The following is a 20,035-nucleotide window of genomic DNA, read 5'->3' as shown; positions in this document are numbered from 1 at the left end:
TTCTCAATAGTATCTGCATATCATTAATACCAATGTACAACTTAGAAAAGATTATTAAAATCTTAACATTTAACACTAATGATTGATAACTCATATATGGTCAAGGCTTGGCATGGCAAACTTAACTTAGTCTATACTAATTCCCAAGATTCTACGCGGTTAATTTATACTCACTATCAAGCACCTTTGAAGGTACAACGCCCCTTTTACCCTGAAGGACAAGAAATTTGTCATACTGTCATTTTACACACGGCTGGGGGCATTGTCGGGGGCGATCGCTTGACATCTGATATTCACCTCCAACCCCAGACAAACGTCCTAATTACCACCGCAGCCGCAAGTAAAATATATCGTAGTCAGGGCTTACCAGCAAGACAAATTGTCAATATCCAAGTTGATGATCATGCTCATTTAGAATATTTACCCCAAGAAACTATTTTATTTAATGGGGCAATTTATCGTCAAGATTTGCGGATAGAATTAGCTAAAAATGCGAATTATTTAGGCTGGGAAATTATGCGATTTGGGCGCAGTGCTAGAGGTGAAAAATTTTTAGAGGGAGAGATGCGATCGCACACAGAAATATGGCAAAATGGTATACCATTATGGATTGATAGACAAATCATCCCTGGTAATGAAGAAGTATTTCACAGTCCCCACGGGTTAGGAGGAAACCCCGTTCTGGGAACTTTAATTTGGTTAGGAAATTCCGTTTCTGAAGAAATGATTGACAAAGCCCGTTCTTTAATAATTGAAAATAATTTTGCTGGACTAACTCGCTTACAACAAGGATTTTTATGTCGCTATCGAGGTAATTCTATATCAGAAGTGAGAAATTGGTTTACAAATATTTGGCAAAATTTACGAATAAATTATCAAAATCGTGGTAATTGTATTCCTAGAGTATGGCAAATTTAAACTAACCAGCACAGAGAACACGGAGGAAAGAAAAATGCAACTTACACCCCAGGAAAAAGATAAATTATTAATTTTTACTGCTGCTTTAGTCGCAGAAAGACGGAAAAATAGAGGTTTAAAATTGAATTATCCTGAAGCAGTGGCTTTTATTTCTGCTGCTATTTTAGAAGGTACAAGAGATGGTCAAACTGTGGCAGATTTAATGAGTTATGGGACAACATTATTAACTTATAATGATGTTATGGAAGGTGTACCAGAAATGATTCATGATGTTCAGGTAGAAGCCACTTTCCCTGACGGAACTAAGTTAGTAACTGTACATAATCCCATTCGTTAGAAACGATTAAAATAGGAGAAAGTACAAATCAAGGGAACAATAATATGAGATTAAAATCAGTTAATATCCAAGGTTATCGGCCTTTCAAAAATTTTCAAGCACAGTTACAACCGCTAGAAATTATTGTTGGTGCTAATGGTGCTGGGAAATCAAGTTTATTTGAATTTCTCAAATTTTTACGAGATAGTCTTTATTATGATATCCCTCCAGAAATTATTTCTGGTTCTATTGGTCAGCAGATTTTTCATATTCCAGGACTAGCTTCCTTTGAATGGGATATAGAAATTGATACTGGTCGTCCAATTGGTATTAGATATTTAGGGGAACTTATGGGTCCGGTTGGTCGAACTCAAGTTTCCTATGAAAGAGTAGAATCATCTAAACCATTTAATGATAAATACAAAAATCCATACATATATATGGATATTCGAGGTAATAAAGGAGTAGTTCAAAACCAGGATACAAAAAAATTTACCCAGCAAGAAATAGCATTAAAAAGGTCTAATCAGCTTGCTTTAAGCACAATGACAAATCCATCATTAGAAGCTTTATATGACTTACGTGAGTATATTCGTGAATGGAGATTTTATAGTTCCTTCAACATAGCAAATCAGAAAATTCGTCAATCAGTTCCCATTGAACAAGAACCAATTTTACATGAAGATGCAGGTAATTTGAGTTCAGTTCTTTTTTGTTTAATGACTGAACATCGTCCAGCATTTGATGAATTACAACAACATTTACGTTCTGTAATTCCTGGTTTTAAAGGATTGACAGTAAAAGCACGTGGTGGACCAGGAGAAGTGATCGCTTTTTGGCAAGAATCAGGAATTGATCAAGAATTAAGTTTAGCTGATTTATCCGATGGAATTTTGCGTTTAATTTGTTGGATTTGTTTATGTATACACCCAAATCCACCATCTTTAATTTGTATTGATGAACCAGATCAAGGTGTACACCCTCGCACCCTTCCCGTACTTGCTGCTTTATTTGAAAAAGCCTCTGAACGCACGCAAATTTTATTAGCAACTCACTCATCTTATTTTCTGACACAGTTTGATATTTCGCAAATTGCTGTACTCAGAAAAGAAAATGGAGAAGCAAAATTTATTAAGCCTGGACATTCGCAAATTTTAATTGATATGCTTAATGATTTTGGTGCAGATGAAATAGAACAATTACACCGTAGTGATGAATTAGAGAGACTTCCATGAGAGTTGAAATTTATGTAGAAGGTCTATCTGACAAGTTAGCAATGGAAGTATTGCTAAAAACATTAATTGATCATAAATTACAGCATGGTATTAATATCAGATTTTTTCCAGTTAAGGGAAAGGATAATGATAAAGGAGGAGATGCTAAGAAAGATTTACTAACAAAGATTCCAATTAAAGCAGTAGATATTCTACGGGATAAACCAGATTCAATTGTTGTAGTTATACCAGACCTCTATCCAAAAAACAAGGGTTTTAAGCATGAAACAATTCAGGAACTAGAAAATGGTATTTTCGATAATTTTAATCAGGTATTACAGTCTAAAGGAATTAATGATCATCGCTTAAGAGACCATTTTAAAGTTTTTTGTTTTAAACATGATTTAGAAGCCTTAATTTTAGCCGCTGAATCAGAATTAAGAACCGTCCTTGGTGTTGATTCTCTTCGTCGAATATGGACAATACCAGTTGAGGAACAAAATCATAATGTTCCACCTAGAGATATTGTAGAAAAAATATTTCGAGAATGTGGTAAAAAGTATGATGGTCGTTTAGATGCACCAAAAATATTAGCAAATGCAAGATATCAAGATATAGCCGAACTATGTCCTCAAGCTTTGAAACCATTTGTGCAATTCTTAGAAAATTTGTAACTTAGGAGAAATGAGATTATGATTCCCGGAGAAATTATTACCCCAACAGGAGAAATAGAATTAAATGCAAATCGTCCAACAACAAAATTAATAGTAGCAAATACAGGAGATAGACCAATTCAAATCGGTTCACATTTTCACTTTTATGAAGTTAATACCGCTTTAAAATTCGACAGAGAAAAAGCGCGAGGAATGAGATTAGATATCCCCGCAGGAACAGCAGTCAGATTTGAACCAGGAGACGAAAAAGAAATCACATTAATTCCCCTAGTTGGTAGCCGCCAAATCTACGGCTTCAACAACAAAATTAACGGAAGCCTATAAAATTATCTCCGCACCTCTGCGCCTTAAGCGTAATAAAAAAAGGATAAAAATATGTCATACAAAATGAACCGCCAAGCCTACGCTGAAACCTACGGACCAACAGTAGGAGACAGAATTAGATTAGCAGACACAGAATTATTTATTGAAGTAGAAAAAGACTTCACAAATTATGGAGATGAAGTGAAATTTGGGGGAGGAAAAGTGATTAGGGATGGTATGGGACAATCTCCAATTTCTAATAGTGATGGTGCGGTAGATTTAGTTATTACTAATGCTTTAATTCTCGATTGGTGGGGTATTATCAAAGCAGATATTGGGATTAAAAATGGTAAAATTTACAAAATTGGTAAAGCCGGAAATCCCTATATTCAAGATAATATAGATATCATTATTGGACCGGGAACGGAAGCTTTAGCCGGAGAAGGAATGATTCTCACTGCGGGAGGAATTGATACCCATATCCATTTTATCTGTCCCCAACAAATTGAAGTAGCTATTGCATCAGGTATTACAACAATGATCGGTGGTGGTACAGGACCAGCTACGGGAACAAATGCCACAACTTGTACTCCAGGACCATGGAATATTTACAGAATGTTGCAAGCTGCTGACGCTTTCCCTGTCAATTTAGGATTTTTAGGAAAAGGTAATACTAGTCAACCCCAAGGACTGATAGAACAAATTGAAGCTGGGGTGATGGGGTTAAAACTTCATGAAGACTGGGGAACTACTCCCGCCACAATTGATACTTGTTTAACTGTGGCTGATGAATATGATATCCAGGTAGCAATTCACACTGATACTCTCAACGAAGCCGGATTTGTCGAAGATACTATTACGGCTTTTAAACATCGTGCTATTCACACTTACCACACGGAGGGCGCGGGAGGGGGACACGCACCAGATATTATTAAAGTTTGCGGACAAAGTAACGTTTTACCCTCTTCCACCAACCCTACCCGTCCTTACACAGTCAACACCCTAGATGAACACTTAGATATGTTAATGGTGTGTCATCATCTTGACCCCGCTATTCCTGAAGATGTATCTTTTGCTGAGTCTCGTATCCGTAGAGAAACTATTGCTGCTGAGGATATCCTCCACGATTTAGGCGCGTTTAGTATGATTGCTTCCGATTCCCAAGCAATGGGGCGCGTCGGTGAAGTAATAATTAGAACTTGGCAAACCGCCCATAAAATGAAAATTCAACGTGGAAGTCTTGGTAATGATAGGAATGCAGACAATTTTCGAGCAAAAAGATATGTAGCTAAATACACTATTAATCCAGCAATTACTCATGGAATTTCTGAATATGTGGGGTCTGTAGAAGCGGGAAAATTAGCGGATTTATGTTTGTGGAAACCGGCATTTTTTGGTGTAAAACCGGAAATTGTCATTAAAGGAGGCATGATTGCATGGTCACAAATGGGCGATGCAAATGCCAGTATTCCTACACCTCAACCTGTATATATGCGTCCTATGTTTGGCACTTTTGCCGGTGCAAGAAATGCGACATCATTAACTTTTGTTTCTCAAGCAGCTTTAGAAAGAGAAATTCCTCAACAATTAGGGTTGAAAAAGTTAGCAATTGCTGTTTCAGGAACTCGTCAAATTACTAAACGAGACATGAAATTAAATGATGCTTTACCTGACATTGAAGTAAATTCTGAAACCTACGAAGTTCGTGCAAATGGTGAATTATTAACTTGTGAACCGGCAACGATTTTACCAATGGCACAAAGATACTTTCTATTTTAGAATGCCTAATGATTCAAAATAAAAAATTCTCAAGTCTGAATTTTTTATTTCACAAAGTTTGAATATCTCCTAGTGCTATAGGGACTCTAAACCTAAATTAGTTATCAAAAACAAGATCCCCGACTTTTTAGACAATTTGGGGATCTGAGTTTAGCAATTTTCACAAATCAAATACGATTATTTTTATAGTCTAAGCTAAATCAAAGAGTAATATTTCCGCACTTGAATTACTGCTAATTGTTAATTTTTCTTCTCCTGTAATTTCTACACCATCTCCTGCTTTTAATTCATGATTATTAAACATAACTTCCCCTTTAGCTATTTGTAACCAAGCATAACGATGATTCTGAACATGATAATTTACGACATCACCTTGTGCTAAAATTCCCGCATATAAAGAGACATCTTGGTGAATAATTACAGCCCCATTTCGTCCATCTTCAGCCGCAATTAACCGCAGTTTTCCCTGCTTCTCTTCTATAGGAAAAGCTTTTTGTTCATATCTAGGTTTTAGTCCTTGCTGATTTGGTAAAATCCAGATTTGCAGTAGGTGTAATTCTTCAATTTGAGAAGGATTAAATTCACTGTGCATAATTCCAGTTCCTGCACTCATAACCTGTGCTTCACCAGGAAGAATTACCGAACCTGTACCCAAGCTATCCTTGTGTTCAACAGCACCTGATAGAACATAGGTAAGAATTTCCATATCTTTATGTCCATGAGTTGGAAATCCTGCACCAGCAGCAATTCGATCATCATTAATTACTCGCAAAGAACGGAATCCCATCCGCTGGGGATCATAAAAACTGCTGAAGGAAAATGTATGATAACTATTCAGCCAGCCCATATGATAATGTCCACGGGCCTTACCATCATGAATTACATAGTTAATGGTATTTTGAGTCATGATTTCACCTTGTTATTAATAGTTAGTTGTTTGTACTAGATAATTAACAAAACAGAAGTATTTTTCCACTGTTTATATAGTAAAGTAAACACAGCTAAATTTGCAAGTACACACTAAAAAGTAAGATACTTACCAAAAATATACTATGGCTAATGATTTTATGAATTACTACGTGATCTATGATGGCAACTGTAATCTTTGTGTAACTTTAGTGCAATTGTTGGAAACTTTAGACCAAGGGAAGCTGTTTCGCTACGTTTCTATGCAAGATGAAGAGGCATTATGCCAATGGGGAATTACTTCAATAGATTGTGAACAGGGGATGATTTTAATTGATAGTAATGCCACAGAGAAACGTTGGCAAGGTAGTAATGCGGCTGAGGAAATTGGGCGACTATTGCCTTTGGGTAGTATATTTGTAGATGCGTATCGGGTGTTACCGGGGATGAAATGGGCAGGAGATAGATTTTATGAACAAATCCGGGATAACCGTTACACCTTGTTTGGTAAGCGTTCCCAAACCTATCAATCAGCATACTGTGTAGATGGTAGTTGCAAAACTGATAACTAGCAATATTGAGCCTGACCCTGATTTAGTACAGAAGTTCTATTATGTAAGAATTTAAACCTCATTTCTGGGCTATTGCTGCCATTTTTGCATTTAGATCCTAAAATATATTTAACCTTTAGGGTTAACAATATTTATAAAACCGTGATACAATGGATATTGTATTCGAGAGTAGCAAGTTTGAAGAAGAGTGCAATAACCAACGGCTTCTAGTAAAAAAACATGGCGCAGACAGAGCAAAACGCATTCAAAAACGTCTAAATTCTTTAATTTACGCCAACGTACTAGAGGATATGCGAAATGTTCCTGGACGTTGCCACGAATTACTTCATGATCACGCGGGTAAATTAGCACTCGATTTGGATCATCCATATCGGCTTATATTTGAGCCAGCAGATGAACCAATTCCTACAAAATCAGATGGTGGTCTCGATTGGAATCAAGTAACTGCCGTGAGAATAATCGGCGTGGAGGATTATCATGGAAAGTAAGATCCAAAATCGGTACAATCCAGATTATGTTTATCCTCCTGGGGATACTCTGTTAGAAGTGCTGGAAGATAGGGGTATGACCCAAGCAGAACTAGCGGAACGCACAGGAAGACCAAAAAAAACAATTAATGAAATTATTAAGGGTAAAGCCGCAATTACTCCAGAAACAGCTTTACAACTAGAACGGGTATTCAATATCCCAGCTAGTTTTTGGAATAATCACGAGCGACACTACCGGGAATTTTTAGCACAACAGGAAGAAAAAAAGCATTTAGCCAAACATATACCCTGGCTGAAAGGAATTCCTGTCAAAGCTATGATTAAATTTGACTGGATTAGCCAGTATAGCGATAAATTAGAGCAACTGCGGGAAGTGCTAAATTTTTTCGCCGTCGCCTCCCCTGAACAATGGGAGGGTATATGGTTGAATAATCAGATAGATTTTCGTAAATCTCAAGCATTTCAAAGCGACCCTGGAGCTATATCTGCTTGGTTACGTCGAGGAGAAATTGAAGCATCTAAAATTACTTGCGCTCCCTACAATGCAAACAATTTTAGGGAAGCATTGCGAAAAATCCGTGCTTTAACTGTGGAACTACCAGAAATATTCCAACCAAAACTGGTACAGTTGTGCGCGGAAGCTGGTGTGGCTGTGGTTTTTGTGCCAGAACTGCCAAGAACGCGAACTAGTGGTGCAACTCATTGGTTGAATGCTGACAAAGCACTAATTCAACTGAGTTTGCGGTATAAAACTGATGATCATTTGTGGTTTACATTCTTCCACGAAGCTGGTCATATTTTATTACATGGTAAGCGGGATTTCTTTCTTGAGGGAACAGGTATTATCTCCATTGAGGATCAAGAAAAAGAGAAGGAAGCTAACAAATTCTCTGCGGATATACTCATTCCTCCTGGAGATTTGCAACGATTTCTGGACTCAGTTTCACAAATTAGTAAAACCAATATTATCCAGTTTGCTAATGAGATTGATATTGCACCGGGAATTGTTGTTGGTAGACTTCAACATGATCAAGTTTTACCCTCTAGCCACTGTAATGACTTAAAGCAAAGGTGGGAATGGGCGTTAGATAAGTAGGAAAACTAATTTTTTTTACTGACTTGGTTGATTAAACACCTCTAAAATTTGCCGACAAACCTGTTTAAGCTTTTCCCCAACAACAGCCAAGGGTACAGAGTCACCGATAAAACTCCAAGTTTCCACCGTAGAAAGTCGCCAAACCTCACCACGATGATCAAATCCAGCGGCTTCCACACCAATAGCGCGACGGTGATTAGTGATCGGATCTTGATAAAATCGAATTTGAATTAAAATACTGCGACAGCGCCAAGATTTGCTGACACCGGGGAAGTGAAACCCGATATCAATGGAATCTGGATCTACTAACTCTCTGGTTTCTAAGTCATTATGCCAGGGTTTAAGATCAGATTTGACATCAGGAAATTCGTATTTAAACAAATTTACTACCGTAGCAATTTTACTGGCAAATTCCAGGTTTGTGGCTTGTTCGGCTGCGTTCACTCAATCATGCTCCTATATGCGGTTGGTCTGTGGGGAAGATAAAAACAGAAAAACGGCGTTGCTTATTTCGGGTATGATAGGGGAAAAGTGCCATTCCTATAGTGATAGCAAAGCTCTGCTGCAAGCAGATCGCTAACCAGGAGAATAATTCCTATTATTTGGATAAGGAGTTGGCACATCTGCTCTATTTGAGATAGTGAATTAATAATTGAATAGAATATCGGAGCATTTCCTCAGATTTAGAATAACAAAGAGTCTGGCGATGTAGTCTGTCAAAATAATGTGTTAGTCTTGTATTTTCACCTTCTACTCTAGTCATGTAGACTTTGCTGATAACTCGATCACCATCAGGAATAAAATTTGGATAAACTTTCCATCTATCTGTCACATCAAAATAGCATTGCCATTGACTAACGAGTTGCCATAATGGAGCAAAAGTTTCACCACTATGATCTCCTAAAACCCATCCTAAAATACCCTGTTTAAAGTTGTCTACAGCCGTAGCTAAATTTTGTTCTTTTGACCCCACAAAAGTTTCTAACTCATCTAATTCTCCCACATCAGTAATTGTTTGCGGGTCATAATAATCTGGCAACAGTTTTCCTACTTGTTTAACCCAATTGATAATCGTCCTAGTAGGTACATTTTTGATTCTTTTAATTCCTCTAAATCTCATGCCATTAACATACATTTTTAAATATTCTCTTTTAACTACTTCGCAGTAATTTCTCTGGGTTTCATAACAGTCTATAAATTGGCGATCACAGTTTACACAAATATAGTTCTGTTTCCTTTTTTTATGACCATTTTTGTTGATATGACTTGACTTACATTCAGGACACTGCATAATATTTGATTCTGAGCGTTGTTAGTTTTTAGCGATACCTACGGCGAGGGAAGCTATCGCTAATAAATAAATATCATACCCCAATTCAACAACGCCGAATTTGCTGAAAAAATTATCTATGAAGAGAACAAAACAATCTGCGTTTATCAGCGTTTATCAGCGTTTAATACTTTCTTTTAAAACATTAAATAAGAACTGTTATATACCATTAATTTATTCCTTATCTCCTATTCCCTGTTCCCTAAAACTAAAAACCTTTGTACCTAAGATCACAAGAACTGCTATATAATATTTGTATATTCTAGATGAGAATAATAATTAAGAGGCAGAGCCTCTGTAATAGCATTCCCAGTCAGAGACCGGGAACGAGGTAGAGGTAAAAATGCAAAATCAGCTATCTTTTTTTAGAATTATGGGGAAAGTGTTGTGGAGAATGATTTCCACTATTGGAGACCCCACCAGAATGTAATTGTTTGCGACCATTAGTAATAATTTTTAGCATTTCCTGAATATCCTGTTCAATATTTGCCAGAACATTATCGGCATATTTATCAGCGCCGTCCTCAATGTCTTCAGCTTGAGAAATTGCAGTTTGACGCATTTCCTCTAATTCTTGCTGACAAGTACGACGTTGACGATCAATTTCTGCCAGAGTATCTTGCATCATTGTTTCACAATCTTGTTCAACTTGTCGCCGCAGTTGGTCAGCTTCTCGCTGTGCTTGCCTGAGAATATCACTTTCCGCCAAAATCTGCGCTCTTTTAGTTTGAGCTACATCGACAACCTGTTGACCATATTCCTCTGCTTCCAGGAGAATTTCATTTTTTTGTGCCAAAATAATTATTGCCTCTTGAAACACTGCTGGTAAAGACAGACGAATAAAATCAAGTTGTTCGAGTAATTTATCCTCATCAATTAAAGTCCGTCCCGTGAGTGGAATTCTCATACTAGAAAGAACCATATCCTCCAAGCGGTTGAGCTCTTCTTGAATATCCACTTCTAAAGCTGCTGCTGGGACTGAATTTCCAATGTGGGGGATATCATTCACGGACTCTCGCAGGGTAGAGTTATGTTCGTTGCGTTTGGATTCGATGCTAGAGATTTTTGGTTGTAGCATTGGTATATATCTAGGGCAATATGTGGGGGAACAAGATGATCAACAGAACCACCAAACCTGGCAATCTCTTTTACCACACTACTACTTAAAAAACTATACTCATTTGATGTTGCCAGAAAAACTGTCTCAATCTGAGTAGACAATGTTTTATTAGTATGAGCCATTTGTAGTTCAATTTCAAAATCAGAAACCGCTCTTAATCCCCGTAGCAAAACTTGCGCTTGTTGCATTTGGGCATATTCCACGGCCAACCCGTCAAAACTGTCTACTCCCACATTTGGTAAATGCTTTGTAGATAGACGAATTTGTTCTAATCTTTGCTCTACTGTAAACAATGGCCTTTTATTGGGATTTCGTAGGACGGCAACTATCACCCGTTCAAACAGACGACTACTACGCCGAATGAGGTCTAGATGTCCCAAGGTGATAGGATCAAAACTACCAGGATAAATAGCAATCACAATGTTATTTTCAGTGATTATATTGGCTGATTTTGTACATAACTTCATTAAATCTAACATTTAATGTCCTAAAATTGGTATTCTGTCCAGATTAGTAATTTAGGAATAATATATTATGATTTTTTATGATCCTAAATTTCACACTCCTATAGGTAATTTTGTATGGTTGTGGATTTTTCTGCTTTACCCTTGGGGTTTTTATTTACTTCTCCCGGTCCAATTGTCGTTCAACTAGGACCAATTGTTATTCGCTGGTATGGTTTGTTAATTGCTTCCGCTGTATTAATTGGTGTGAGTCTTTCCCAATACTTAGCCAAACGTCGTTATGTGAACCCAGATTTAATTAGTGATTTATCAATTTGGTTAGTGATTGGGGCTATTCCTGCTGCTAGAATATATTATGTCTTATTTCAGTGGCCAGAATATTCTCAACACCCAGAACGGATAATTGCGATTTGGCAAGGAGGTATTGCTATTCATGGGGCAATTATTGGCGGTTTGATAGCTGCATTGATTTTTGCTAGAATCAATAAAACATCTTTTTGGCAATTAACTGATTTGGTTGCTCCTTCATTAATATTAGGGCAAGCAATTGGCAGGTGGGGAAATTTTTTCAATTCTGAAGCTTTTGGCAGACCAACTAATTTACCCTGGAAATTATATATTCCCCCAGACCGTCGTCCTTTAGATTTAGTTAATTTTGAATATTTTCATCCCACTTTTCTCTATGAGTCCTTGTGGAATTTAATGGTGTTTGCTCTATTACTAACTTTGTTTTTTCGGGCTTTGTCTAAAAAACCACGTTTGAAAGTAGGGACATTATTTTTAGTTTATTGGGTATCCTATAGCTTAGGACGGGTTTGGATTGAAGGTTTACGCACAGATAGTTTAATGCTCGGACCTTTACGGATAGCACAGATGGTAAGTTTAGGAGGAATGACTTTAGGATTATTTGGTTTGGTCTGGTTGTATGTCTTTAACCGTTCTTTGCCTGATGTTGTTACCCCCTTAAAGGGAGAAAAAAATGCCCCGGAGTAATTAATCTCCAGGGCTTAACCAGGGTGCATCTACCATTTATTTCTACTAGGCAAATTGGCTGAATCCGGAAGGGTAGTAAGAAAATGCTAAAAGTTTTTTTCACGGGTTTAAAAGAGAAAATTTATGAGTGAATCTATTAATGTATTAAGTTTTTCTAAGTATCCAAATTTACTAGAGCCAGCGGTTTATATTGTGGGTGCAGGTCCTGGAGATCCTGATTTGTTAACGGTTAGGGCGCAAAAGTTGTTAGCTGCTGCTGATGTGATTTTATTTGCAGATTCTTTAATTCCAGAACAGATTTTAGCTGTTTGTCGTCCAGATGCGGAAATTATCAAAACCGCAAATCGGACTTTGGAAGAAATTTTACCACTAATGATTGATGCTGTGCGATCGCATAAATCTGTGGTAAGATTACACTCTGGTGATCCTAGTCTCTACAGTGCTATTCATGAACAAATGCAGTTATTAGCGGATGCTAATATTCCTTTTGAAGTTACACCTGGTATTAGTGCTTTTCAATCCGCCGCAGCTAAACTGAAAATAGAGTTAACTGTTCCTGGTTTGGTACAGACTATCATTCTCACTCGGATTAGCGGTCGTACTCATGTCCCTGATACTGAAGAATTAGCTTCTTTAGCAGCACATCAAGCTAGTTTATGTTTATACCTAAGTGTAAGTCATATTACTGAAGCCCAAGGGAAATTGTTAGAACATTATGATCCAGATACTCCAGTAGCAATTTGTTATCGCTTAGGTTGGCCAGATGAAAAAATCCGGGTTGTGACTTTAGCACAAATGGCAAATTGTACTCATGAAGAGAAATTACGACGAACGACACTTTATGTGATTAGTCCTGCATTATTGCCAGTCAGTGGTCGCTCATGCTTGTATCATCCTGAACATAATCATTTATTCCGTTCATCACATAGCCTTGGTTCAGATACAACAGAATTGAGGATGTAGAGGCAAAGTTTATCTCGTTCCTCGTGACTCTACTATCACTAATAGTAACTTTCCGAGAGTCCCCGGTAGACTTTTCACGTCTTTATTGACGAATTTTAAATTAGCTCCACCATAAAACTCCTACTCTCCGTGCCTCCGCGCCTCTGCGTGCAAAAAAAAATTAACCCTGCATAACAGTATCCAATAGCAACCCAGCCCCAAACCGAATAGGATCTGTACAAGGTAGCCCAGTTTCTGCTATAATTTGAGCGATCGCATTTTTTGCCTCTAAGTCCCCTAAACTCCTAGTATTCAAAGCTATTCCCACCACAGGAACGTCATGAAAAGCACCTGCACCACTAGCAACAATTTCATACATCCGAATTACTTCCGGTAATGGTGGAATCGGTATATGCAGATTATTACGGTTGTGAGTTTGTCCTGCTTGATGCACTAAAATTAAATGTGTAGGTTGAGAACCCCGAATTAGCGGTAAAGTTGCTGTTGAACCAGGGTGTAAAAGAGAACCCTGTCCCTCAATTTGCAGAATGTCGTAATGTTGACCAAAACGCATTACCAACTGTTCCACCGCACCAGCAGCAAAATCTACCCGCACAGCGTCTAAAGCCACTCCTTCTCCTTCCAACATTAACCCAGTTTGACCAGTGGCCAAAAACTTAGAACGGATACCCCGTAACTTAGCCACTCGGTGTAATTCCAGACTGGTGGACATTTTACCAATGGCCATATCTGTTCCCACGGTCAATACCCGTCGACAGGGTAAAGTTTGCGCCATTCCTGATGCTACCTCTAAATTAGCCGGCTCTTTGCGAACATCCCAAATTAATTGTCCTGGGTTCAGGAGAGCATTTAATTCCGGTATATTTGCCATTGGTGTATGTAATCCATTTACCAAAGACATTCCGGCTTTGAGGGCATCTTTGATATCAAGCCAATAATCATCAGGAACAGCCCCACCTTTAGGCGCAATTCCAATAACTAGAACTTCGGGTTTATACTCTAAAGCTGCTGTTACAGATGCCACAATTGGCACATCTCGCTGAATACCTGTTAATTCGACTAAAGATTTACCTACAGTTTCTCTGTCAATTATAGCGACAATGGGCGACTCACTGTAGCGTAAAATTGATAACCCTGTTTTTCCCTGAACTCCACTAATTCCTTCATGGAGAAGAATTGCTATTCTTTGATTAAGCGACAGACGCACTATATTTCACTCCCAAACCAGGTAAATTATTCGGTAAAATTCGCCCATTTTCGACCACTGCACCGCTAAAAGGATCATCAATTAAATTTAAGTGACTATCTAAATCCAAATAATCAGCCAGTGGTGCAAGTTGTAATGCGGCGGTATTAGCAAGACAACTATCAGAATAACAGCCAAACATGATTTGTAAATTGTGGGCTTTGGCTGTATGCACCATTCGTATGGCTTCGGTGATTCCTCCAGATTTCATTAATTTGATATTAATGCCATCAACATAATTAGCTAATTGGGGAATATCCGCACTGGTAAAGCAACTTTCATCTACAAAAATTGGTAACGGAGAATGTTTTTTTAATTGGGCTAAATTTGCTTCTTCACCTCTTGCTAAAGGCTGTTCGACATACTTTATTCCCAAATCAGCTAACCAATTACACATATTTATGGCATTGGTTAAATTCCAACCTCCATTAGCATCAACAAATACATCTTTTCCAATGGCTTCTTCCCGGACTGCTAAGAGCATTTTTTGATCTGCTTCTATTCCTTCAGTAGAGCCTAATTTTACTTTTAATAACTGCACGTCCATAAATTCTAACCAATCTCGCGTCCTTGCCTTTGCACCTGCTGGGGAATTAATACCAATTGTTACTGATATTGGTACTATAGCATTTTTATTTAGTCCCCACAGTTGCCACAATGGCAAATTTACGCGCTTACCTAACCAATCATGTAATGCTATATCGACAGCCGCTTTAACTGCGGAGGGAATTTGCATTTGTTTTAATAGTGCCTCAATTTCCTGCCGTTGCCAAGGGCTATATTTTTGTAAAGCAGGTATGATTTGCTGCAAAGTTTCTTGAATTTTCTCAGTAGATTGCCTATGGTTGCCGACACCAAAAGGAGATGCTTCTCCCCAACCTGTAATTCCTTCTGCGGTAATTTGTAACCAGATATTTGTTGTTTGTGCTGTTGTGCCGCGACTAATTGTGAGGGGAAATCGTTTGTTGACGGTAAAGGTTTGAAAGTTGATTTGCATAAATATATTAGATAGAGAATAGTTACGAGAAATAGAAATTATAAAATGAGTGGGGAAATATTCAGGTTATGGCTTTGTTGCGGTGTCACAATAGTTCAATAAATTCATCCACACTCAAACCCGCTTGTCGAATAATCCCACGCAAAGTACCTCTATCTAGTTCTTTATGATCTGGTACAGATATTGTGGTTCTAGGTTCTTCACGAACCATTATAATGTGACTTCCTCTTTGCCTATCCACAACAAATCCGATTTTTTCTAGTGCTTTTACACAATCTAAACCTGAGATTATAGGTAATTTACTCACACCAGCACAACCTCAACCGTATCTTCTGGAACAGGTTCATTTCTGTCTTGCAAAACTTCAATGTAGAGAGATATTGCCTCTTCTATATTAGCTAAAGCTTCCTCACGGGTTTTACCCTGACTGATACAACCGGGTAAACTGGGTACTTCGACAACAAAATACCCATCTTCACCATGAGATAATAGCACTTTACGTTGAGATTTTCTTGTTACCATAGTTCGAGCAGTTTCTCCATGAAATAACAAACCTAGTTACAAATATTTTATTCTGGTAAATCATTTATATCATATAACTTTATTTGCTAGTTTGCTTGATGTACTTTACATTGAGTTGGATGTTTAAAACCCTATGTTGATTATGCAAATTACAAACCGTGATGTAAAATGTTTACGATATAAAGAAACTTCCAAAAATATACATTATGATGCAATTTACAGTATTCTACTCTTGGCAGTCTGATTTACCAAAAGAAACTAACCAAGGACTAATTCTAGGGGCTATCGAACTAGCAAAGATTAAACTGCAAAATGAGTTTCAAGAAACTGAGTTACGTATTACTCTAGATGAAGCAACAAGTAATCTACCTGGAAGCCCTCATATACCATCTGCTATTTTTGATAAAATTGCATCTGCTGATGCCTTTATTTGTGACATAAGGACAATTAATAAAGAAGTTAGAGAAAAAGAAGTTATAGAAGCTATCAAAAATCTGCAAGCTACAGAAGGTAGAAAAAAGCCACAAGAAGTAAGAACTGTTCCTAACCCAAATGTAATGATTGAACTAGGATATGCAATTGCACATCTGGGTTGGGAGAGAATAATTATGTTATTTAATACATCATATGGTGATTTAAAAGATGCACCTTTTGATATAGTAGTAAATCGCATTACTGACTATAAGTTAAGTCCTAAACCAGAAGATGTTACCGAAAAGCAGTTGCAAGGAAATCAAAAACAACTCAGCCAAAAAATTCATGAAGCCTTAAAACTAATCATTGAAAAATCACCAAAGAAACCAAGATACAAAACTGAAATTACACCGGAAGAAACGAAGCGTAACAGTGATATTTTAACCATCAAAACTATTCTGGAAACAATTCATATAACGAGTATGACAAACCATATAAATGAAGCTCCAAAAAATGTTTATACTGAAATATTCCACTTTTATAACAGTTTTAAGGGAAAACTAACCAGCGGAAATTACTACCTTTATGACGATAAGCTTAAAGATTTAGTGGAGAAAGTTTATGTTACATGGGGTAAAACTCTTCCTGACGATTACGGTGAACATTATGGTTTTTCAGGGGGGCGTTGTCTCTTTTTTGAAGTTCATGACTATATGCCATTAACCGACAAACAACAAAAAGATTGGAATGATATTGAAGAAGCTTTAAGAGAGCTTCAATTAGTATTTAATGAATTTCTAAATTACATTCGGGAAAATTATTTAGAAATTGATCTTAAAGAAACAACCTCTACAGCGTGGCGTGAATATATTGATTGCATAAATGAAAATAAAACTGACTAAGATTCCTTTTGTTTTACCAAAATTTTAGTAGTAGGTTGGGTTGACGCAAGGAAACCCAACACCACATTACGGTTTATCACAAATGAAGACGATATTTAGCTAAATTCAAAATCTCTTGATGATTTATTTCTGATTGTTTTGGATATTGTAATTCTAACCTTTCAACTAAATAACTATAAAGTTCTAAAGATTTTTCATAATTCTCTGGCTGATTCAATAAATCATCACCAGCCTTTAAAGTATCTAAAGCAAATTGATAATTTCCCTGTTCACAATGATGATAAAAAGCATCAATATAGTCGTTTAAATCATCTTCCCAATCCCAATTTTCCAGCCAATCACCTTCTATATCATCAACATAAAGATGAATATAATCAGAACCATAATTTTGTTTATCTAACTGCAACTGTTGGGATGCTTCTAGATACTTTTCTTCTACCTCGGAAGTTGACTGATTATAAATACTTACATTCTTAGTCATAATACTATCCAGGGAAGGGTATAACGGCAATAAAAGTGATGGGGTGTTAGCATCAATTGTATCAAAAAGGGGTATTTATGTTGATTAGGGGATATAAAAGTTTTTTATACATCAATAATGACTTTTAAAACATCCTCTTATTCAAGAATCTGTAAAACATGAAATGGTTGATTGTTGGTTTCCCATTGACGAATTGCTAAATAAAGCTGAGTTTTGTAAAAATAAGCTACTTCATAAGCAAGTCGTAAATTACGCTCAAGGCTATTTGCTTCAACATCAACCGTTTTATTAGTTCCAATAGCTTTTCGTAAACCAAGTGATAGGATTTCCACCAAATCATGACCACAGCAGACTTGCCAAGGATCTTGATTATTACTTCTTTCGGTAATTAATCTTTTTTCTAAATCTTCATCTTTTAAATAAAAAGCTTGAGATTTATTCTTGATTTCTTGAATGAGTTTTACTTCATTAAATTGCCAATTTTTTCATCAATAAATTTACTAAAAGTTATACCTTCAAATGTCAAGTTCAATCCATCAGATTGAGAAATATAACGTAAATAACCAATTGCAATACAAACTGAAATTAATACTTCTCTAATATCTCGATTCAACTGGGCAATTTTTTCTTCAGAACCAAATTCACTAATTACTTTTTCTAAAGCAGGTGATTGTATTAACATAGTTTCCAGATCATGAGTATCGGTGCGGAGTAGATTGGGACTTGTGACTGATGTATTTTGCAGACGATCAAAATCTGCATCAACAATTGCTAAAACTCCCCGAAAATTTGATTTTTCTAAAATTTCTAAAATGGCAATAGCACGCTGTTTACTAGAAGGTTTCCCCGCAGTAATGACTAATTCACAACCTAATTTATCAACAAATTGCTCATAGAAAGTTTTATCAGAACTTCCTTCAACTAATAAGAAAGTTCCTGAATAAGTGCTACGTCGTAATCTTATTTGGTTAGCAACACGGTCAACGGTTAAAAATTCTCTCATTTTACCGGACCTTTCAATTCAACTGTTAAATCCCAGCGGTCTTGTATAATATCTGGTGAATGAGTAGCTATGAGAATATCTAAATCAGCAAGCTTTGTAATCTCTTGCAAATCCTTTAAAAACTGCACTTGCCAACCTACATGAAGAGATAATTCAGGTTCATCAATCAAAACTAAGGAATTAGGTTCAACTTTGAATAGTAGTTCATATAACAGCACTAATTCATGTTGTTCACCTGATGATAAATCTGTGGCCGATAGAGTTTTTGAATCAGATAAGGAGGAATTGTAAAGCGTTGTAAAAATGAACCCTTTTTCTTTGCTAAAATTTATTTCTTTATAAGAAAATTTATTATTAATAATTCTTTTTAATAAGTTAATTTTTGTGGCTATTTCAGTAAAAACATTGAGCTTTTTTTCTACATCTTCAACATATACGGATAAAGTATTTTTTGTACTTTCATCTATATCTTGTAGTTGAATTTGAAACTCCGAATCTTCATCTTGCTCTAAAAGACCTACTTCTATCAGACGAGAACGAGTTTCTTCAAGTTCATTAAGTTGATTACGCAGTTGTTCATCTGTTATATCTGATGATAACTGTTGTTTTACTACCCTTATGGGGAAACTTCTATCAAGAGATTGGGAAATTGTTCCATATTCCTTAAACTTATCTTGCATTAGGGTGGCAAGTTCATAAGAATATTCAGATACAGTTGACAACGTTGGAAATCTTTTTTTATCTGATTTGGAATAAACAAGAGGTAATTTTAACAAACGTTGGGATTGTATTAAGCGAATATGGATATTTTTCTTTAATTTTTCTAACCAATTAGGTTCTTCTTGTGATATCCCCTTTAAGGGCAATGAATAACTAAACGACTTTAAGTCGTCATCTATGTCGTCTAAATTTAGGTAATAAAAATTGAAAACAATATTACTATTTACCTTGTCAGAATCATCATAATTTTTTATGATCTCAACATTGCTACCGTTATCAAATTCAACGCAAAATTTACTAAAGGGAATAGTTCGCAATTCCGGGTATCGGGAGTTAAAAAAAGCATTTAAAATTCTCAACATTGCTGTTTTTCCAAAACCATTATGTCCATGAATAACAGTGATTCTATCATCCATATTTAACGGAATTATATGATCAAAAATTCCAAATAAGCCGCTAACCGAAATTTGCTTAATTCGCATAATAATTAACTCTCATGTTCCAGAAATGTTGAATGTCGTTACAAAACTTTACATATTTAAGTATACTAGTATTATCAAGGGTAAAAATGTCAACATTTCATAATATCTTCCATCCAATGAACATAACTGATT

Annotated in this window: 25 protein-coding genes; 12 read left to right on the top strand and 13 right to left on the bottom strand. The window is 36.5% G+C overall.

The window, feature by feature from the left end; genetic code table 11:
• Positions 1-78: 78 nt before the first annotated feature.
• The 6 genes from H6G44_RS11140 to ureC are packed head-to-tail and all read left to right on the top strand — an operon-like array spanning position 79 to position 5,204.
• Positions 79-918 (top strand): urease accessory protein UreD, encoded by an 840-nt coding sequence (locus H6G44_RS11140; RefSeq protein WP_190386697.1) that lies wholly within the window; start codon positions 79-81, stop codon positions 916-918.
• A 34-nt stretch (positions 919-952) separates the two neighbouring features.
• Positions 953-1,255 carry an urease subunit gamma gene (gene ureA, locus H6G44_RS11135; protein ID WP_190386698.1) on the top strand — a complete coding sequence of 101 codons (303 nt, stop codon included), beginning with the start codon at positions 953-955 and terminating at the stop codon, positions 1,253-1,255.
• A 44-nt stretch (positions 1,256-1,299) separates the two neighbouring features.
• On the top strand, positions 1,300-2,469 hold the full coding sequence (locus tag H6G44_RS11130; protein ID WP_190386699.1) for an AAA family ATPase: 1,170 nt from the start codon (positions 1,300-1,302) through the stop codon (positions 2,467-2,469).
• Positions 2,466-3,122 carry a DUF4276 family protein gene (locus tag H6G44_RS11125; protein WP_190386700.1) on the top strand — a complete coding sequence of 219 codons (657 nt, stop codon included), beginning with the start codon at positions 2,466-2,468 and terminating at the stop codon, positions 3,120-3,122. The genes H6G44_RS11130 and H6G44_RS11125 overlap by 4 nt, the downstream gene beginning before the upstream one ends.
• 18 nt (positions 3,123-3,140) lie before the next feature.
• Positions 3,141-3,446: an urease subunit beta gene (locus H6G44_RS11120; protein WP_190386701.1), complete on the top strand. Its 306-nt coding sequence runs from the start codon at positions 3,141-3,143 to the stop codon at positions 3,444-3,446.
• Positions 3,447-3,497: 51 nt separating this feature from the next.
• Positions 3,498-5,204, top strand: a complete 1,707-nt coding sequence (gene ureC / locus H6G44_RS11115) for an urease subunit alpha (RefSeq protein ID WP_190386702.1) — start codon at positions 3,498-3,500, stop codon at positions 5,202-5,204.
• A 190-nt stretch (positions 5,205-5,394) separates the two neighbouring features.
• On the opposite strand, the gene H6G44_RS11110 is transcribed toward ureC, so the two are convergent.
• Complete coding sequence (locus H6G44_RS11110) at positions 5,395-6,111, bottom strand: pirin family protein (RefSeq protein ID WP_190386703.1); 717 nt, start codon at positions 6,109-6,111, stop codon at positions 5,395-5,397.
• Positions 6,112-6,271: 160 nt separating this feature from the next.
• Here H6G44_RS11110 and H6G44_RS11105 point away from each other — a divergent pair, with 160 nt between their 5' ends.
• The 3 genes from H6G44_RS11105 (at position 6,272) to H6G44_RS11095 (ending at position 8,266) form a co-directional block, all read left to right on the top strand.
• Positions 6,272-6,682 (top strand): thiol-disulfide oxidoreductase DCC family protein, encoded by a 411-nt coding sequence (locus H6G44_RS11105; protein ID WP_190386722.1) that lies wholly within the window; start codon positions 6,272-6,274, stop codon positions 6,680-6,682.
• 290 nt (positions 6,683-6,972) lie between these two features.
• Positions 6,973-7,170, top strand: coding sequence for a hypothetical protein (locus H6G44_RS20305; protein ID WP_242031726.1), 198 nt, complete (start codon positions 6,973-6,975; stop codon positions 7,168-7,170).
• Positions 7,160-8,266, top strand: a complete 1,107-nt coding sequence (locus H6G44_RS11095; RefSeq protein WP_190386705.1) for a helix-turn-helix domain-containing protein — start codon at positions 7,160-7,162, stop codon at positions 8,264-8,266. The genes H6G44_RS20305 and H6G44_RS11095 overlap by 11 nt, the downstream gene beginning before the upstream one ends.
• A 15-nt stretch (positions 8,267-8,281) precedes the next feature.
• On the opposite strand, the gene H6G44_RS11090 is transcribed toward H6G44_RS11095, so the two are convergent.
• The 4 genes from H6G44_RS11090 to coaD form a co-directional block, all read right to left on the bottom strand.
• On the bottom strand, positions 8,282-8,710 hold the full coding sequence (locus tag H6G44_RS11090) for a hypothetical protein (RefSeq protein WP_190386706.1): 429 nt from the start codon (positions 8,708-8,710) through the stop codon (positions 8,282-8,284).
• Between the two features lie 132 nt (positions 8,711-8,842).
• A protein-coding gene (locus H6G44_RS11085; RefSeq protein WP_242031727.1) for an IS1 family transposase occupies positions 8,843-9,557 on the bottom strand; the annotation gives its coding sequence in 2 pieces (ribosomal slippage) (positions 8,843-8,896 and positions 8,898-9,557; 714 coding nt in all).
• Between the two features lie 394 nt (positions 9,558-9,951).
• Positions 9,952-10,674, bottom strand: a complete 723-nt coding sequence (locus H6G44_RS11080) for a DivIVA domain-containing protein (protein ID WP_190386708.1) — start codon at positions 10,672-10,674, stop codon at positions 9,952-9,954.
• Positions 10,602-11,135 carry a pantetheine-phosphate adenylyltransferase gene (coaD, locus tag H6G44_RS11075; protein ID WP_311138839.1) on the bottom strand — a complete coding sequence of 178 codons (534 nt, stop codon included), beginning with the start codon at positions 11,133-11,135 and terminating at the stop codon, positions 10,602-10,604. The genes H6G44_RS11080 and coaD overlap by 73 nt, the downstream gene beginning before the upstream one ends.
• A 162-nt stretch (positions 11,136-11,297) precedes the next feature.
• Between coaD and lgt the strand changes: the two genes are divergently transcribed.
• Together lgt and cobM are read left to right on the top strand one after the other, a co-directional pair.
• A complete protein-coding gene (gene lgt, locus H6G44_RS11070; RefSeq protein WP_190386709.1) occupies positions 11,298-12,173 on the top strand; it encodes a prolipoprotein diacylglyceryl transferase in 876 nt (291 codons plus the stop codon).
• Between the two features lie 123 nt (positions 12,174-12,296).
• Positions 12,297-13,136 carry a precorrin-4 C(11)-methyltransferase gene (gene cobM, locus H6G44_RS11065; protein WP_190386710.1) on the top strand — a complete coding sequence of 280 codons (840 nt, stop codon included), beginning with the start codon at positions 12,297-12,299 and terminating at the stop codon, positions 13,134-13,136.
• A gap of 160 nt (positions 13,137-13,296) precedes the next feature.
• Here the strand turns inward: cobM and H6G44_RS11060 are convergent, their stop codons facing one another.
• The 4 genes from H6G44_RS11060 to H6G44_RS11045 all read right to left on the bottom strand — a co-directional run bounded on the left by H6G44_RS11060 (position 13,297) and on the right by H6G44_RS11045 (position 15,901).
• Complete coding sequence (locus tag H6G44_RS11060) at positions 13,297-14,343, bottom strand: DUF1611 domain-containing protein (RefSeq protein WP_190386711.1); 1,047 nt, start codon at positions 14,341-14,343, stop codon at positions 13,297-13,299.
• On the bottom strand, positions 14,327-15,379 hold the full coding sequence (locus tag H6G44_RS11055) for a dipeptide epimerase (RefSeq protein WP_190386712.1): 1,053 nt from the start codon (positions 15,377-15,379) through the stop codon (positions 14,327-14,329). Before H6G44_RS11055 ends, H6G44_RS11060 begins: the two co-directional genes overlap by 17 nt.
• An 85-nt stretch (positions 15,380-15,464) precedes the next feature.
• Positions 15,465-15,686: a type II toxin-antitoxin system HicA family toxin gene (locus tag H6G44_RS20300; RefSeq protein WP_168632642.1), complete on the bottom strand. Its 222-nt coding sequence runs from the start codon at positions 15,684-15,686 to the stop codon at positions 15,465-15,467.
• On the bottom strand, positions 15,683-15,901 hold the full coding sequence (locus H6G44_RS11045; protein WP_190386713.1) for a type II toxin-antitoxin system HicB family antitoxin: 219 nt from the start codon (positions 15,899-15,901) through the stop codon (positions 15,683-15,685). Before H6G44_RS11045 ends, H6G44_RS20300 begins: the two co-directional genes overlap by 4 nt.
• A 206-nt stretch (positions 15,902-16,107) precedes the next feature.
• On the opposite strand from H6G44_RS11045, the gene H6G44_RS11040 reads away from it, so the two are divergent.
• Entirely contained in the window at positions 16,108-17,217 is a 1,110-nt protein-coding gene (locus tag H6G44_RS11040; RefSeq protein WP_190386714.1) for a hypothetical protein, read from the top strand.
• Positions 17,218-17,293: 76 nt separating this feature from the next.
• Here H6G44_RS11040 and H6G44_RS11035 read toward each other — a convergent pair whose 3' ends face one another.
• The 4 genes from H6G44_RS11035 to H6G44_RS11025 form a co-directional block, all read right to left on the bottom strand.
• Positions 17,294-17,698 (bottom strand): hypothetical protein, encoded by a 405-nt coding sequence (locus tag H6G44_RS11035; RefSeq protein ID WP_242031729.1) that lies wholly within the window; start codon positions 17,696-17,698, stop codon positions 17,294-17,296.
• 137 nt (positions 17,699-17,835) lie between these two features.
• The gene (locus tag H6G44_RS20295; RefSeq protein ID WP_242031730.1) at positions 17,836-18,030 is read right to left on the bottom strand and encodes a hypothetical protein; all 195 of its coding nucleotides are present in this window, start codon (positions 18,028-18,030) and stop codon (positions 17,836-17,838) included.
• Positions 18,031-18,158: 128 nt separating this feature from the next.
• Entirely contained in the window at positions 18,159-18,701 is a 543-nt protein-coding gene (locus H6G44_RS20290; protein ID WP_242031731.1) for a DUF4435 domain-containing protein, read from the bottom strand.
• The gene (locus H6G44_RS11025) at positions 18,698-19,903 is read right to left on the bottom strand and encodes an AAA family ATPase (RefSeq protein ID WP_190386715.1); all 1,206 of its coding nucleotides are present in this window, start codon (positions 19,901-19,903) and stop codon (positions 18,698-18,700) included. Before H6G44_RS11025 ends, H6G44_RS20290 begins: the two co-directional genes overlap by 4 nt.
• Positions 19,904-20,035 lie beyond the last annotated feature (132 nt).

The organism is Aphanizomenon flos-aquae FACHB-1287, from assembly GCF_014698755.1.
GTDB lineage: Bacteria > Cyanobacteriota > Cyanobacteriia > Cyanobacteriales > Nostocaceae > Dolichospermum > Dolichospermum flosaquae.
Note: the sequence above shows the minus strand (reverse complement) of the source record. Positions and strands in the feature narration are given on the sequence as shown.